The 13,496-nt window shown below is 34.2% G+C and carries 10 protein-coding genes; 1 reads left to right on the top strand and 9 read right to left on the bottom strand.

Going from position 1 to position 13,496, the window contains the following annotated elements:
• Positions 1-60: 60 nt before the first annotated feature.
• The 8 genes from GMC_RS0100780 to GMC_RS0100820 form a co-directional block, all read right to left on the bottom strand.
• Positions 61-4,965 (bottom strand): DNA repair ATPase, encoded by a 4,905-nt coding sequence (locus GMC_RS0100780; protein WP_010520338.1) that lies wholly within the window; start codon positions 4,963-4,965, stop codon positions 61-63.
• Positions 4,966-5,250: 285 nt separating this feature from the next.
• Entirely contained in the window at positions 5,251-6,558 is a 1,308-nt protein-coding gene (locus GMC_RS0100785; protein ID WP_010520339.1) for a serine hydrolase domain-containing protein, read from the bottom strand.
• A gap of 142 nt (positions 6,559-6,700) precedes the next feature.
• Entirely contained in the window at positions 6,701-7,000 is a 300-nt protein-coding gene (locus GMC_RS0100795) for a hypothetical protein (RefSeq protein ID WP_010520340.1), read from the bottom strand.
• A 104-nt stretch (positions 7,001-7,104) separates the two neighbouring features.
• Positions 7,105-9,204 carry a flotillin family protein gene (locus tag GMC_RS0100800; RefSeq protein ID WP_010520341.1) on the bottom strand — a complete coding sequence of 700 codons (2,100 nt, stop codon included), beginning with the start codon at positions 9,202-9,204 and terminating at the stop codon, positions 7,105-7,107.
• Positions 9,205-9,217: 13 nt separating this feature from the next.
• Positions 9,218-9,889, bottom strand: coding sequence for a hypothetical protein (locus GMC_RS0100805; protein ID WP_010520342.1), 672 nt, complete (start codon positions 9,887-9,889; stop codon positions 9,218-9,220).
• A gap of 129 nt (positions 9,890-10,018) precedes the next feature.
• On the bottom strand, positions 10,019-10,453 hold the full coding sequence (locus tag GMC_RS18505) for a YbjQ family protein (RefSeq protein WP_010520343.1): 435 nt from the start codon (positions 10,451-10,453) through the stop codon (positions 10,019-10,021).
• 360 nt (positions 10,454-10,813) lie between these two features.
• On the bottom strand, positions 10,814-11,527 hold the full coding sequence (locus GMC_RS0100815; RefSeq protein WP_010520344.1) for a PspA/IM30 family protein: 714 nt from the start codon (positions 11,525-11,527) through the stop codon (positions 10,814-10,816).
• 4 nt (positions 11,528-11,531) lie between these two features.
• Positions 11,532-11,927 carry a CesT family type III secretion system chaperone gene (locus GMC_RS0100820; RefSeq protein ID WP_010520345.1) on the bottom strand — a complete coding sequence of 132 codons (396 nt, stop codon included), beginning with the start codon at positions 11,925-11,927 and terminating at the stop codon, positions 11,532-11,534.
• A gap of 272 nt (positions 11,928-12,199) precedes the next feature.
• On the opposite strand from GMC_RS0100820, the gene GMC_RS0100825 reads away from it, so the two are divergent.
• A complete protein-coding gene (locus GMC_RS0100825; protein ID WP_010520346.1) occupies positions 12,200-12,958 on the top strand; it encodes a helix-turn-helix domain-containing protein in 759 nt (252 codons plus the stop codon).
• A 71-nt stretch (positions 12,959-13,029) separates the two neighbouring features.
• On the opposite strand, the gene GMC_RS0100830 is transcribed toward GMC_RS0100825, so the two are convergent.
• The gene (locus GMC_RS0100830) at positions 13,030-13,434 is read right to left on the bottom strand and encodes a lipocalin family protein (RefSeq protein WP_010520347.1); all 405 of its coding nucleotides are present in this window, start codon (positions 13,432-13,434) and stop codon (positions 13,030-13,032) included.
• Positions 13,435-13,496 lie beyond the last annotated feature (62 nt).

A 13,496-nucleotide genomic window follows, 5' to 3' on the forward strand; every position in this document is an offset into this window, starting at 1 on the left:
AGACACTAAGCGGATATACGTAATTTATTTTATTGAAATTTATCGCTTGCTTTAATGAGGTTACTTTTTTAATCTATTTTTTAGGCCATTTTTCAACACTTCTTGAATCCCCATTAAATTCTCACTAAACTGCATCATTTGAGCCAATACTTGTGCCATTTCGTTTTTATCACCAAAGCCTTTTAGCTTGTTGTTTTTTACAAAAGTTTCTTTAATCACTTCCCATCGAGGTAACTCTTCTCCAGCAATGGTATTTGTAAGCTCTTTGTACTTTAATAAATTAGCTTCGGCGGCACTAGTTAAGGTTTGGGATTCGTTTTCGTAATGCGATAGGAGCAGGCTTTGCAATTCCTTTTCGTTCATAATAGGAACTACTTTAGCGACTAATTTACTCATGTCTCTGTACGAACCTTGTAATTTGAACGAAGGTTCGGTACGGTAGGCATCTTCCATAGCTGCCGATTTAATGTAAGTTTCATTTACCTTAAGCACGGTGTTTCGTATAGTAATTACTTTTTCTAGAATGGATACATAATCCTGTATCTCTTGTTTGGTATGATTTCCTTGGAGTTCAATACCTTCTTGCGAACCTGTTTCGACCATTTCAATCAGTTTATAAATATCATCAAAATACTTGCTGCTTAATTGATACAATATCGGGTTGGAAGTCATGGCGTTTTCAACCAAACTCAGTTTAAATAAGTCGGCAGTATCGCCAATAATATCTCCTAAATTATAAATATCTGCACGGTTAGCTAACATGTCCGGAATCTGGAATTTTTCGCCACTTTCGGTATAGGGATTTCCTGCCATAATAACACAGAATTTTTTGCTACGTAAATCATAGGTTTTTGGTTTGCCTTTATAAATCCCTTCAATTTTTCGAGTTCCATCGGAAAGGGATATAAATTTTTGTAAAAACTCGGGATTGCAATGCTGAATATCATCAAGGTATAGCATCACATTATTCCCCATTTCAAAAGCAAGATTTAGCTTTTTCAATTCCTCTCGTGCTGCCGAGTTGATAGCAGCCATTGGGTCTACAGAGGTCACCTCATGACCAATAGCAGGACCATTAATTTTCATAAACACCAGACCTAAACGATTGGCCATATATTCCATTAAGGTAGTTTTACCATAGCCTGGAGGCGAAATTAATAGTAACATTCCCATACGATCGGTACGCTTGTTATCGCCAAGACTCCCCAATTGTTTGGATAAGTTATCGCCAAACAAAGGCAAGTAGACTTGATCTATTAATTTGTTACGGACAAAGGAGGAAAGGACTCTAGGTTTAAATTCCGAAAGTTTTAATGATTCTTTTAATTCTTCAGTGACCTGATGTTTGGCATTTTTATAACTTTCAAAAGCAGGCACTTCTACAGCAGTGAAAAGTGTTATATCTGAAATAAATTGGTGGTAATTAAAAGTAAAATTACCTTCGGTTATTGAGGCATGACTTCCTTTTAAGTTTTCGATAATTTGCAAAGGATTTACATGAATCACTTCGGACGTTGAGGCATCTTTAAACAAAAGTAGGCAAACGACCTCATGTGCGTAGGCTTGTAAATTTGAATGGGCTATTTTTATATACGAAGTAACCCATTGCAGCGCTAATTGTATGGTTTCGTGAATACCATGTTGTTGCCTAGTGTTTTCAAGCGATTTTTTAAAGGAAGTATTTCCCTTTTTACTTTTTAATTCCTTGATAAAAGCATCATGTATTTCTTGAGCAGTTTGGCTTATGCAAAAAACAGTGTCAGTTTGTAACTCATAAAATAAGTAGGAAGCTACAGCGGTTTCAGTAAAAAGTGAATTTGCTGTAGGCGTTGCCACATTTTTTTCAAGGATTTTTGCAGTGGATATATACGCTGCTAATTCCGAAATGATGTTTTGGTAGGCAGTACTTTCAGGAAAAACAGCACGTACCTCGCCCGATGCTTTAATTTTTTGATTCCAATACTCTTTTTGTTCGTCAGCTAAGCTGTGCCAAAAAAACTGTCCATGAGCTCTAGTAATTGGAGAGAAACGCAGTAGGCCTAAATCATGATTTTTAGTGACTAACACCTTTAAAATTTTAGCCGCATCAATATCATGCACGCCTTTCACATAACCTTCGGCATAATTTTTACTGCTTTGGGTTTGTATAAGTTGTAGTAAGTCTTCTTCCGTTTGCTTTTCTAAGCTTTCTTTTGGATTGTTGGAAAATACCTTGTAGGCTAAATAGGCTGATCGATATACGTTCTCATTTTCGGAAATTAATTCTTGATTCCAATATTTTTTAGATTTAAGAAGGATTTCATTTTCAATTTCTTGATAAAAATCAGTCCCCGTTAAATGGTATTGTAACGCATTGTCTTTGTATACAATAGTTAAATCTAATGCTTGTTTATTAACGCCAAACTTGTGCTTACCCAGTTTTATAACATTCTCACCATCCTCATATAAATCTTGTTTGTCTTTTAGTTTTCTAGTGGCATCTTCCTTAGCAACCTTTAACGCAGTTTCAATAGTTTCCGCCTTACCTGCATCATCTAATTTTTGTAAGCTTTCAATAATATCTCTAAGCTTATTAATCATTAAATCCGAAGCAAAATAACCATTGATTTCGGCAACACTGGCAAAACTCAATGCCTTTTTGGTGACTCCTTTTAAAATTCGGTTTGCAGAATTTTCTAAGGCAACCGCTTTTTTGTTTCGGGCCTCAATTAAACTGTTTTTTCTAGTTTCAAAGGCATTGTAAACCTCTTCGCGTTTATCAATGATTTGAGAAATGAAATCTTCAAAATCAGCAAAACGTCCTTCTAAATCTTCTAGCTGAACCGAAACCTTGTTGAGTAATTCATCTGTTTTTTCGGGTGTGCTAGCAATATCTAAATAGTTAATAATACTTTGATTAACCAGTTTTAATTGTGCGCCAAATTCGGCAGTGGCTTCCTTACTGCCTAAGGATTTTATGCTGTTTTTTATTCCCGCTTTAAGCTGATTTATAGTTGCAAAAATCAAAGAAATATTGTCAATTATTTTGGTAGAATGCGAGGTGTCCTCAATTTGCAAATTAGACACAATGTCGATAAGCATTTCTAAATCCACCGCAATTTGATTGACTTCTTCCTCTAGTTTTTTGACAGCAATTACTTTTTTAATGCTTTCAAGTGCCGTTTGTTTTTCCTCTAAACGTTTGTGGTAGGGCAGAAGGGCTTTGTCATCCAATAAAAATTGAACACAACGTTGCGAAATTCGATCTGTTTGTTCGGCAATTTCTGCTTCTAAATCGCTAATAAATTGTTTGTCCACATAGCGGATATCATTCATGCCAATAACTTCTCCGCGAAGGCTACGTAATTGCGCTAATACCTGAACAAAATCATCAATGGATTTAAAGGAACTGCTTTTTATTTTACTAAAAATAGCATCGGCCTTAGCTTTGGTTTCCTTGGTAGTGTTTTCGGCCGTTTTTCGGAGTTGGATAACCTTTTCAAACTCATCAATAGCTGCATTGGCAGCGCCGTTAATTTCATCTAAGGGAACCGCTAAATCAGAGGTGTCTGGTTCTCTAATCCAATAATAACTATTGGTAATGTCACTTGAAAATTTAGCAATATCATCGTACAAACCATCGTAACTATCCTCCTTATTTAAAAGAGTAATTAAGCCCTGGCATTCGGCCATGGCTTTTACAATATCTTTGTTGCCTATTTTATAGAGTAAGGTATCTGTATGTTCCGAAGGAATAACATCTCCTTTAATAAAAGGCGTTTGCCAAATTTGAATCACATGGTGTTTGGTTTGTTCATCTTCGGTTTTAAAATAACATAATTCGCCCTGCGTTAAAATGGTAAAACCATTACAAATAATAGGTGTTTTTACCTGTTGCTCAATCACATTATAGGACATTAATACATATAAGCCTTTTTTACTTTCGTAGAAGACATATAAATAATCTTCTCCATTAGGAGAGCTTATTTTTTCTTGAAATTTAACATCGTTAATTCCATTGTCAAATAATTTAAAATCGCCAGACTGCAAGTAATACCCATCGGCAAAAATAACGCCTTGTTCATCGGATAATAAAACGCAAGCATCTTTTATGCTGTCAATTTTTTTGACTTCTTGAATTTTATGGTTGTACACAAAATAACGAGGCGCTTCCTGAAAGGGTTTAATTTCAATAGCAATTAGGTTGCCTAAATCGGCATAACGGTATTGTCCGTCATCCAAAGTTTGGTCAACTAATTCAACCGATTCATTATAAATTCCTTTACCATCGTTGGTGTTATCTTCGATTTTAATGGTTAAATCACCTCCAATGGTTTCTACAAAAACCTTGTCTAAAATTGAAATATGCGGATGATCACCATAACGATGCATATCACGAGTTACCTCGGTCCAATTAAATTCGTGTTGTTTCGGAAATGTAAACTCGTGTTCACTTCGGTTATCAATATAAGTAAGTTGCCCTTCATTAATTAACCATTTAAAGGTTTTAATATCGGTGGGACTATCACTTAACTGAAACACCATATGCAAGTAATTACCAACAATGGCAAACTTGGAAAATATGGTGTTTCGGTAATATTTATATAGGTTTACAAAATCGCTTACAAAAGTAGAGTCTTCAAATAGCTCTAAAGGCTGAGGTGTAAAATGATTTTCTTCGTAGGTGTAAATGCTAAACACGTCGGCTAAGGTCATTTCGGTACGTAAGCCGAAATGAACATTATATCCAAAAATACAATGTTCTCCTATAGTTACAATATCGCGTGCAATACAGTTGTTTTCGGTATTGATGCGATTATTAGCAATCAATTTGGTTTCAACACTTCCAAAAACTTTTTTACGGGCATCATTTAACTGAGCTAAACGCTGTAGTAGTTCCGTTTTCTGTTTTTGTAAACGGTTTTGGATAATCTCATAGGTACCTCCTTCGAGTTGTTGTGTACTATTTGTGTTGTTTTGTTCCATGTACTATTCTTTTATTATCGGTTGTATGAAACCTCTTTTTTTCACTTAGCAAAATTTATGTGCTCCATTTTTAAAAAAAACAAGGCGCGATTTAAAAGTTTTAATGCTATTAATCTTATGTGTTAGAATTTTGTCATGAGGTTATGATGTATAATAAATACTAGTGTTTTCATGATTTTAGCATAGCATCATTGCTTTATAGTTAAATTAAAAAATACAGTTTGTGGTAGTATTTACAGTAAATCATAAATACAATAGTTTCTAATGCATAAATCGGGTTCAATTTTATTCCTTAGTCAAAACTTGAATGAGCCCCCCTTGTTTAAAAGTCATTTGATTTTTTGAAGGCACAAACTCCATACTGATTCCAGCAGGTTTAAATGTAAACAAATGGGTGTCTTTTTTACTTAAGTTGAAAGCGCTTTGACCAGTAGCTTGCGCTTTTAATGTATTGCCACTTTGGAATAGTGTAATTTTTAAAGGGAAACTTCCATTTCCATAAGTACCTACATAGGCATCATAATTTACTTTAATATTAAAATCAGGGATGGTATAAGGTTTGTCAAAAAGGGCACTTAAAACGGCAATGGTGATGTCGTTCAGCGCAAAGTCAATTCCATTTGAAACTATAGCAAATGCCTTTTTATCTTTTGGGAAATACGAAAAAGCAGATTGAAATCCATCAATTCGTCCATTGTGACCGTAGGCTTTTTTTTCATAAAATGGAATACTGGTAATACCAAGGCCATAGTTTTCTTTAAGCCTTTTCATTAACTCAACATTTTTTTTTGAAATAATTTCATAGTTAAAAAGGGCATCAGCAAATAAAACCAAATCACTAGGAGTTGAGCTTATTGCGCCAGCACCTAAAGGTACTGAGATATGAGTTTCCGGTTGTTTTGTCCAATTTTTAGCCAATAAATAAGAGTTACTTTCATTATTTTGGAGGTTAATTTTTGGCTTTATATACGTGTTTTTTAGTTGTAGCGGTACAGTAATTTTTTCTTGTAAAATGTCGCTAAACTTCTTTTTATATATTTTTTCTAATAGTATTGAAAGTAATACATAATTGGAGTTGCTGTATGAAAATTTTTGACCAGGAGGGAAATCACTATCAAAATTAGTAATGAGAGCTACTAATTTTTCTCTGGTTATAGGTTTGGTGTAGTAATTAAAAAAATTTGGATCGCTCGTTAAATTATGAATGCCGCTACGGTGTTGTAATAAATGAGTTACGGTAATGCTGTCGGCATTTTTTATTTTAGGAAAAAATGCAGATAGTGGATCGGTGAGTTTTAGTTTGTTTTCTTCAACCGCTTTGAGAATTAATGTAGCGGTAAAAGTTTTACTAATAGATCCAATTTTATATTTGGTATTAGCTGAAGGTTTTTTATTAGTCGCTATATCAGAAAACCCTACCTGTTTAGTGTACACAATGCTGTCATTTTGAAACAAAGCAACACTACCCATAAATTTATTGTGTTCCTCCAAGTTTTCGAAATATTGATCTAGTTTTTTGGTGTTGATATGTTGGGCATAGCCTGTTTGGACTAGCAACAAGCACATAAATGATTTAAATATTCTAGTTAGCATGATAATAAGTTTGTTTTGTGTTGTTTTTTAATACTGTTGCCATTGCGGCAGCTGCTCCTCCAAATCCCATATTCCTGAATGTTTATTAGTGTTTGCTTTTGATTTTTAATTTCAATCCACCGTTACCCACGTATTATTTTCGTTATCCCAAACTTAATTTTTTGTGGTAGTTTCGGATACTACATTTTCCACCGTAGATCGATCCGTTAGAGAGGAACCATCGGTATGTTTTGTAGTTTTGTATACGGTCATTTTTTGTGGTAGTAATGGAACCCTTTTCATTTTTTTTGCTAATCACTTCATCAATTACCGTATCAATTTTAATAACACGTGCTTCAGTTTCAGTAGCAAGGTTGTTTTTGCTACTATCTAGATCTTTTTTGTTCGATAGTGTACAGCTAATGGCTGTAACTATAATTAGTAAGCTGAGTATTTTTTTCATTGTAATAAAGTATTAGAGTGATTGTGTTGTGTATTAATAAATTACAATTAGGGTATCAGACAGCACCTCGATCACTTGTACTGTCTGATCAATACTAACAATATTTACCCTAATTTTTTATCAGATAAACCTAATCCTTTTGCCAAATTAGCTAAGTTGCTAAATAGGTTTTGTTCACTACTATCGGTGGTTTTGCCTTTCAAATCAAGTAATAGATTTGCAATAGTTACATTTTTGATATCCTCAGATGAAATTCCGTATTTAGTAGCAAAGCCTTTTACTTTATCTAATAAATTTCCCTTAACATCGTCGCTTCCTAAAATAGCATCTTTAACCTGAGTAATATTATCTGAATGGTTTACTAAACGATCTACACCTTTTGATTTAGTGATCTGTCCAATAATTTGATCAAAAAACATCGTTTCCCCACCAACTATATCAATATTGGCCGCTTTTAAGGCTGCACCAATAACATCTGCTTGTGCGTAAGCAATTTCTTTTTGGATATTGATTTCGGCCAAGTCCACTTGTAATTCCTTATCCAAACGCAACTTGAATTCTTCGTGCTCTTTACCCACACCGTCAAGTTTTTTCATAGCTTCCGCTTTTTCTTCAATACCAGCAGCTTCGGCTAAAGCGATTTCTTTATCGCCAATAGCTTTAGCTAAGGCTTTTTCTTTGATAACTTCTGCTTCAGCAATACCTTCTTCTTTAGTAGCTTCAGCTTTCGCTAAAATACCAGCAGCTTCGGCTTTGGCTTTCTTCTCAATAACGGTAGCTTCAACAACACCTTGTCGCTCATTAGCATCCGCTTTGGCATGCATTACTTGCGCTTCGGACATTCCAATAACAGCCTCTTCCTTGGCAGTTGCTTCGGCTAATGTTTTACGAGCTTCCGCTTCTTTTTCACTAGCTTCTTTTTGCGCTTGCGCTTCAATATTAATTTCTTGTGCTTTTTGTTTTGCCGCTTCTTTTTGTGCCTCGGCAGCTTTGGTGGTTTTAATCAACGCTTCTTCTGCTTCGGCTTGAGCTATAGTAATTTTAACTTGTTTCTGGCGATCCGCAGTTTTAAAGGCTTCAATATCCTTCATGTTTTCCTGCTCCTCAACCACACCTTTTTCTAAAGTAACCCGATCTCTGATGACATCTTGAATGTTTTTCTTTTCAACCTCTACTACCTTTTCTTTCTCAATTTGAGCCAAGGTTACAATACGTTCGCGTTCGGTAGCTTCAAGCATACGGTCTTTTTCAACACGTTCAGTTTCCACGGCATCGGTACGTTGTTTGTTTTTAGCAGCAACAATAATTTGTCGCTCCATGTTTTCTTCAGCAACTTTTACTTTTTCTTCAGTAATAATGCGAGCGGTTTCAGCTTTTAAACGCTCTTCTTCAGATACTTTTAAGGTCTCTGCTTCTTCTCTAGCTTTAATGTTGGCAATTTCGCGCTTTTGTTGTTCTTCTTTTTCGGCAAGTTGTTTGTCTAATTCCAAAATGGCTTCTCTAGCTTCCACATCTTGTTTACGGATCACCTTTTCCTCATCGCGTTTGATGAGGTTGGCTTTCATGTTTTGAGCCGCCGTTAATTCAGTGATTTTTTTAATTCCTTCGGCATCTAAAATATTATCGGGTTTTAAATAGGTAACCGGAGTTTGCTCTAGGTAATCAATGGCGCAGTCTTCCAAGGTATATCCATTAAGATCGGTTCCAATAATGTCTACAATTTCATCGCGAAACTCTCTACGTGCCTCATACAATTCTATAAACTGAAACTTTTTACCTACAGTTTTTAAGGCTTCCGAAAATTTGGATTCAAATAACTCCTCCAGCGTTGCAATTTTTGAAGCACGTGCTGTACCAATGGTTTGTGCTACTTTTTTAATATATTCTACTTCATTGTTAACCCGAACAAAAAAGGCTACTTTGATATCAGCCCGCATGTTGTCCTTACATAAAAGTCCTTCTTCGCCCAAGCGTTCAATTTGAATTTTTTTTACTGAAATATCCATAATTTCGACTTTATGAAACACAGGGACTACGTATAACCCTTTGTCAGTAGCAACTTTTGTGCCCTGAAATCCTGTCCGAATTAAGGCTTGTCCCTGAGGGATTTTTTTGTAAAACATTGCTATTATAGCAAAGTATACAATGATCAGGAATAAGAGTAATCCTATTCCAATTCCGATAAGTGGTAAAATTGAATTCATAGTTTTAATTTAGTTAATCGTTATAAGATTTTACGTAATAATAATTTTTGTCAACAGACTGTTTTATGATTAGTATATCTTGACCGTAATTTATTTGTTCGCCATTTAAGGATTTAGCATAAATGGACATTGGATTACCGTCAGCCACTACTTCGGCCGATCCCATTTTATTTTCTTTGATGGTAGAAAGCATTTTCCCTTTTCGACCAAGCATATCGGTAGGCAGATCGCCATCTTTGTTTAGGTTTTTAAAAAAGCTTTTGAATGGTGTGGTAAATAGCTTCATGAAAAATAGCGAAGGAATAATGCCAGCCAAAAATAAGATATATCCAAAACTAGTGTTGTAAGTGTTAGTTAATGTGGTGCTTATGGTGGTACATAACCACCAAATAAATATCCAACAAGTGAACGTAAACATGAACGGAAGTCCCGTAAAATTAAAATAGATAAGTATTATTTGCCACCATTTTAATTTTTTTCTTCGTTTACGAACGATATCTTCATTATTAATTTCGGTATTAGCCACATCCTGAAAATCCATATTTCCACCTTCGATATGGGTTTCGCTGTCTACATCCACATCAAAATCAGCATCAACATCTACATCAATGTCTAAATCCACATCGTATTCAAAGTCAATACCCGAAACCATAGTAAAAAGCCAATATACTATGAGTAAAAGCATTAGTATGGTTAGTATTATATTTACTGGCGAAAAGACGATGTGAGATAGTTGTTCCAATGTAAGTAGTTATTTAGTTTTGTTAGTGAGTTTTTCTGGCTAGGATTTATATGTATCTAATTATCCCGTTTTTCAAAATCCTCTGCTTTTCGTTGTTTTATTTGATAGAAAATAAAATAAATTAAGAGGATACCGAAACTGCCCCAAATTAATCCGTGAATGCCAAGTATCATAAATTCTATACACCTCATATTGATTAAATTTTACAGCAGTTCCGTAAGCTAAAATCTCCGAACAACCTTGCATAACCATGCATGTGGTTAGGCGAACATTAATAACGGCATCGGCACCTAGGCGTTTGGCATCTTGTTGCATACGTTGCATGGCCTGTTCGCGTGATTCTGCTTGTAGTTTGGTGTATTCGCTAATTTCACCGCCTACTATGTTTTTTAAAGTTGCAAAAATATCACGTCCAACGTTTCTGGCCCTAACGGTACTGCCACGCGCTACCCCTAAAATTTGAATGATTTCTTTATTGGGTACGTAATCTGTTGTTGAAAGTATCATCGTATTTATTTTGAGTTATGTTAGTAATTATTTGCCGATATAATCAGCTCTATTACATTGCACAAATCAGTCAAAGCGATATCAAATTGACATTGATTTGAATGTTTTGTGTAGTAATAAAAACTATCGAGAGCTTTATTACATGTTATTAGATAGTTTTCAATACCATCAGCTCTATTTCACAATACAAATTACTCGAAGGGATAGGGGAAGAGAATCGGTTCGAGTGTTTTAAGAAGCTATAGCGCGATAAAAATGTATCGATAACTGGTTTTCGGTTGCCGATTGTCAGTTGATATATCATTGGTGAGGATTGGTTAGGTTTTTTTACTTTGCTAAAAAAACCTAACCTTTAACCTATTATGATTTATCGCCACCTAATCCCATTTGTTCTTTTAGTTTTGCTAAGCTGTCATCGGCACTAATGTTTTTTGTGTCTAAAGCCTTATCAATTTCATCGTCAATAGTACGGCCAGAGTCAGCAATGTCTCCGTAGGCTTCTGCCAAAGCTTCATCTTGCTGTACTTTTTCCTTCATGCGTTCCAGCATGGAAACCGTACTGGAACTGTCAATTTCAGCCATTTGTTTGTTCAGGTTTTTTGTAGCATTTGAAACCTTTACCCGTGCTTTTAATGTTTTTAGTTCATTTTCCCATTTGCTAATGTTTTGTTTTACCTCCTGCACATTACGTTCCAACTGTGCTACAGAATTGTCAAATTTATCGGCATCAGCCTTACTGCGTGTTTCCTGAGCAGTAGCTTCTTCTTTTTTTACTAAAGCTTCTTTAGCCAATCGATCAGCTTCCTCTGGTTTTACATCACCTGACTGCGCCTTTTTTAGAATTAGCATGGCTTTTTGCTGATAATCTTCTGCTTTAGCAGCAAACTCTTCAGTTTCATTTTTAGCACGTATGGCCAAAGCTTTAACTTGCGCTAATGATTCCAAGCTTTTTGTTAAATCCCCCTTCATATCTCTAATACCTTGTTCGGTTAATTTAATTGGGTCTTCGATACTATCTAGTGCCGAATTTGCTTGTGCTTCTCCTATTTTAAATAATCTTTTGAAAAAATTCATAATTTTAATACTTTGAAAAATTAATAATCTGTTGTGAGTATTCACTCAATAATAAACCAAGAGAATTTAGACTAGCTTCTAACTCATTTAAGTCTAAATTTTCGATTTGCAGGGTGTCTCTAAAAATTACCCTTTCACCAGACTCATCCAAAACAAAGGCTCCATGTACAATATCTCTGTTTTTTTGGAGTAGGCTTTTATAAATTTCTGCATTGTTATTTTTAATGTCAAAAATGTGTTGTTCAATGATTAAAATTGGAGTGGCAATGCCTAAAATCAGGTTTTTAATACCCTCACTTTCTTTACTAATCATAATGATATTTTCAGTTTCACTTTCGTGAGAAATATCAAAATTGAGTTGGAAAAGATATTCTTTAATCATTTGGAAATTTTCGTTCATATCTACTTGTTTAAGTTGGTTTTAAGTTTTGATTTTTTATTTCAATAATACGAAAACTTAGTTCATATGTTACTGTACTTGTGTGCAAAATTAATGGCTACATCATAAGGGGTTATCTATAAGGGTTGCTAAAAAAAATAGTTATTACTGTTTTATTTAATGATAATATACTTGTGTTACTGTTGCTGTTAGTTAATAAGTGGTATATTAGCTAATAATATTAGTGTAAATGTACAATTAATTTTTATATTTGCAAATAAAATTAGCAATTAATGTCTTTTTTTGGAAAAAATATAAAAAAAATCCGAAGTGTTAAAAGTTTGAGTCAACAAGCATTTGCAGAGCTATTTGATTTAAAAAGAGGGACTTTAGGTGCTTATGAGGAGGGTAGGAGTGAGCCTAAAATAGAAACTATTTTAAAAATAGCTAATTTTTTTAGCATATCATTAGAAAGTTTGTTGACTAGTGAGCTTACGGTAAATGAACTGCTAAAATTTAAAGGAGACATCACCACTGATGTAAAAGATGACAAACGCGAAAAATTTGCTTCAGTTCCATGTATAACTGACCTTACAGCTGATGAGTACGTTGAATTTTACGATAAAGAAAAGTTTATAAATGAGCTTCCAATAATTCAGTTACCAATTAACATTGATAAAGAATTCAGGGGCTTTACCGTTTCAAATCTAGAAATGACAAGTCATGATAATGGGTTTTATCCTAAGGATATAGTTGTTGGTGAAAAAGTACCTAATGATATAATTAAAAAGTTGAACAACGGAACCTTGGTTTTTGTATTAGTCAATGCACAGTTAATATTTAGAAGACTTTACATTGTGAAAAACAAAATTGTTCTAAGAGCAGATCATAAAAACATTGAAGATGAAACTTTTTCAATTTCAGAAATTAAAGAACTGTGGCGTGTGCGTTACGTGTTTTGCAGACGTATTCCTGAATTTACCGATGGAGTTGAGGATAAGTTGTCAAAAATAGCACTAGAAATTAGTAAAATGAAAGAACGTTTGGGGTAGTGATTGTTTTAACGTAAAAAAGCCATACCAAATTATTGGTATGACTTTTTGGTATTTCAAAATTTAAAGCCTTAGTTGGATTTGGAAGTAACTTGATTTATGTTAGTTCCTCTGGTTAGTAAAAATTCGCCCATACCTAGTTTAAGCACAAGCTCATTTTTTGAAGATTTTAGAATGGTGAATTCAGACTGTACACCTTCACTACTTTCAACAGCAATTGTTTTATTGTTTTCGTTCAGTTTCCACTTGCCTGTACCAATTTCATCCATGATACGAGATTCAAATTTGCCATCTGTTTTAAAAATAAATGTCCATTTATCAATGATTTCAGCATTCATGTAATCTAAGCCTGCTTGATCAATTTTTTCTTTATTGTGAGCGTCTTTAAAAACCCATTTGCCTATAATAGAATCTGAGTTTTGAGCATTGACAGAAAATGAAATGGTGGATAATAATAGTAGTGTAATTTTTTTCATGTTTAGTTTTAATTAATTATTTTTTGTAGTAAAAAACTTTCATTTGCTTTTATAAATTTAGT

This window comes from Aquimarina agarivorans (genome assembly GCF_000218485.1).
Classification (GTDB): Bacteria; Bacteroidota; Bacteroidia; order Flavobacteriales; family Flavobacteriaceae; genus Aquimarina; species Aquimarina agarivorans.

Excerpts from the sequence above, each read along its gene's own strand:
- GMC_RS0100795 (WP_010520340.1), bottom strand. The coding sequence starts at position 7,000 with ATGAAAAAAATACTCAGCTTACTAATTATAGTTACAGCCATTAGCTGT.
- GMC_RS0100825 (WP_010520346.1), top strand. The coding sequence starts at position 12,200 with ATGTCTTTTTTTGGAAAAAATATAAAAAAAATCCGAAGTGTTAAAAGT.
- GMC_RS0100815 (WP_010520344.1), bottom strand. The coding sequence starts at position 11,527 with ATGAATTTTTTCAAAAGATTATTTAAAATAGGAGAAGCACAAGCAAAT.
- GMC_RS0100830 (WP_010520347.1), bottom strand. The coding sequence starts at position 13,434 with ATGAAAAAAATTACACTACTATTATTATCCACCATTTCATTTTCTGTC.
- GMC_RS0100780 (WP_010520338.1), bottom strand. The coding sequence starts at position 4,965 with ATGGAACAAAACAACACAAATAGTACACAACAACTCGAAGGAGGTACC.
- GMC_RS0100805 (WP_010520342.1), bottom strand. The coding sequence starts at position 9,889 with ATGCTTTTACTCATAGTATATTGGCTTTTTACTATGGTTTCGGGTATT.
- GMC_RS0100820 (WP_010520345.1), bottom strand. The coding sequence starts at position 11,927 with ATGAACGAAAATTTCCAAATGATTAAAGAATATCTTTTCCAACTCAAT.
- GMC_RS0100785 (WP_010520339.1), bottom strand. The coding sequence starts at position 6,558 with ATGCTAACTAGAATATTTAAATCATTTATGTGCTTGTTGCTAGTCCAA.
- GMC_RS18505 (WP_010520343.1), bottom strand. The coding sequence starts at position 10,453 with ATGATACTTTCAACAACAGATTACGTACCCAATAAAGAAATCATTCAA.
- GMC_RS0100800 (WP_010520341.1), bottom strand. The coding sequence starts at position 9,204 with ATGAATTCAATTTTACCACTTATCGGAATTGGAATAGGATTACTCTTA.